Annotated in this window: 3 protein-coding genes; all 3 read right to left on the bottom strand. The window is 37.8% G+C overall.

Annotated elements, in window-relative coordinates; all coding sequences use genetic code 11:
• Positions 1–88 precede the first annotated feature (88 nt).
• A complete protein-coding gene (locus BUB85_RS20805) occupies positions 89–493 on the bottom strand; it encodes a DUF6612 family protein (protein ID WP_073113375.1) in 405 nt (134 codons plus the stop codon).
• A gap of 263 nt (positions 494–756) precedes the next feature.
• Positions 757–957: a hypothetical protein gene (locus BUB85_RS20800; protein ID WP_073113374.1), complete on the bottom strand. Its 201-nt coding sequence runs from the start codon at positions 955–957 to the stop codon at positions 757–759.
• A gap of 25 nt (positions 958–982) precedes the next feature.
• Entirely contained in the window at positions 983–1,255 is a 273-nt protein-coding gene (locus tag BUB85_RS20795) for an HU family DNA-binding protein (RefSeq protein WP_073113373.1), read from the bottom strand.
• Positions 1,256–1,602: the final 347 nt, after the last annotated feature.

The raw sequence follows: 1,602 nt of genomic DNA, 5'->3' as shown, positions 1-1,602 counted from the left end.
TAAGCATGGAATAAATGCTTTTACAGCAATCAGAGAAGCCCTTTTAGGGAATTCCGATATCATCTTTAACTAATGGAGTTCTGAACAGTTACAATTTTTCAATATTTTCTTCTGTTTTTGTCCACTGGTCTGCTATCTTCATGTAGACATCGACCTTTTCATCCTCTTTTACGCTGTACATCTCGAAATTCATTTCAAGTCCCATAAGATCGACATTTAAATCGCCGTCCATATGCATCGTTGCCGGAGAATTGGTTGCTTCGATACTGCCATCCATACCCATGCCCATATTCATGGATACACCGGATTCTTCAATTCCTAAATCTACGTCTAATTTCAAATCCCCTTTTAGCGATTCTGTCTGCTTATAGTTCTCATTTAAATCTTTTAACAGGCTTTCTGTGGTCACTTTTTCTCCGCATCCGGTCAAAATCCCCGCAGCCAGCATGCATCCTGTCAATGCAATCAATAATCTGCTTTTTCTTTTCATCATCTCTTCCCTACTCCTCCTAATAATTGAGTTTCATTCGATTGTTGCCGACCTTCTTTCCCCTTGAGCTGCGCTGATGCATTCAGCGGACGCTATACCGCTCCAGGTTTCAGTCGATCTCCATTTAGATGCAGTTCTTTTTAAACTCCATCGTTTACGGGTTTCCTGCAATCTATTTTTTATGCTGCAATCTCTGTTTGTTGCTTCTCTGGATATCGGATATCTTTCAACAGTACAAGCTGTCACAATCCGTGACACACGACACATCATTCGCTGCCTGTGACATGTTCTTGATCTATCTGTTTTCCTTTTTTTTGTAATTCTTTCATGGTGCTCAATTCCTTTTCCAATTTTGTAACCATGCCTTCTAAATAATAATTCTCTTTTGCCGCCACTATTGTCACAAGTACCCCGCCAAATAAGCATCCAAAACAAAAAACCACAAGAAAAATTATTCCCCACTGCATATACTACGCCATCCTTCTTTCAGCTTTATTTCACCGCATCTTTCAGTTGTTTCCCCGCTGCAAATTTAGGAACTGTGCATGCCTTGATAATCATTTCTTTTCCTGTCTGCGGATTTCTTCCTGTTCTCTCAGATCTTTGGATGGTTTCAAATGTACCAAATCCTACAAATTGAATACGATTTCCTTTTTTTAACTGTTCTTCGATAATTTCAGTAAATGCTGTAATACACTCCATTCCTTTATCTGTAGTAAGATTTGTTTTTCTGGCAAGTTCCTTTGCAAATTCTTTCTTGTTCATTCCTACTTTCCTCCATTTTCTTCTGTCATGCTGTTTCTCAAACGTAATGTTAACGAACAGAGAATAATTGATTGCAGTAATGCGCCCCGTGCTTATACATCATAAAAGTTAAATGCTTCTTTTTCTTTAAAATGTCACAGAATCCCCTTTTTCGTGTAATGAAACGCCACGAAAAAAGCCTTCAATTCACACTTCTGTAAATGAAAGCTCTTATTTTCTTTCCGTTATTTCTTTCCCATGTTATCAAATGCTGTTTTGTAACTGTTCAGAACCCCCTTGGGGAACTAATTAATTTTTGTACAAAACAGAGAATTTTTAAAACCTGTTTTGCGATATTATTTCGGTAA

Origin of the sequence: Hespellia stercorisuis DSM 15480, from assembly GCF_900142165.1 — a bacterium.
Lineage (GTDB): Bacteria > Bacillota > Clostridia > Lachnospirales > Lachnospiraceae > Hespellia > Hespellia stercorisuis.
The sequence above is the reverse complement of the archived record's forward strand: the minus strand, read 5'-3'. Positions and strand labels throughout refer to the sequence as shown.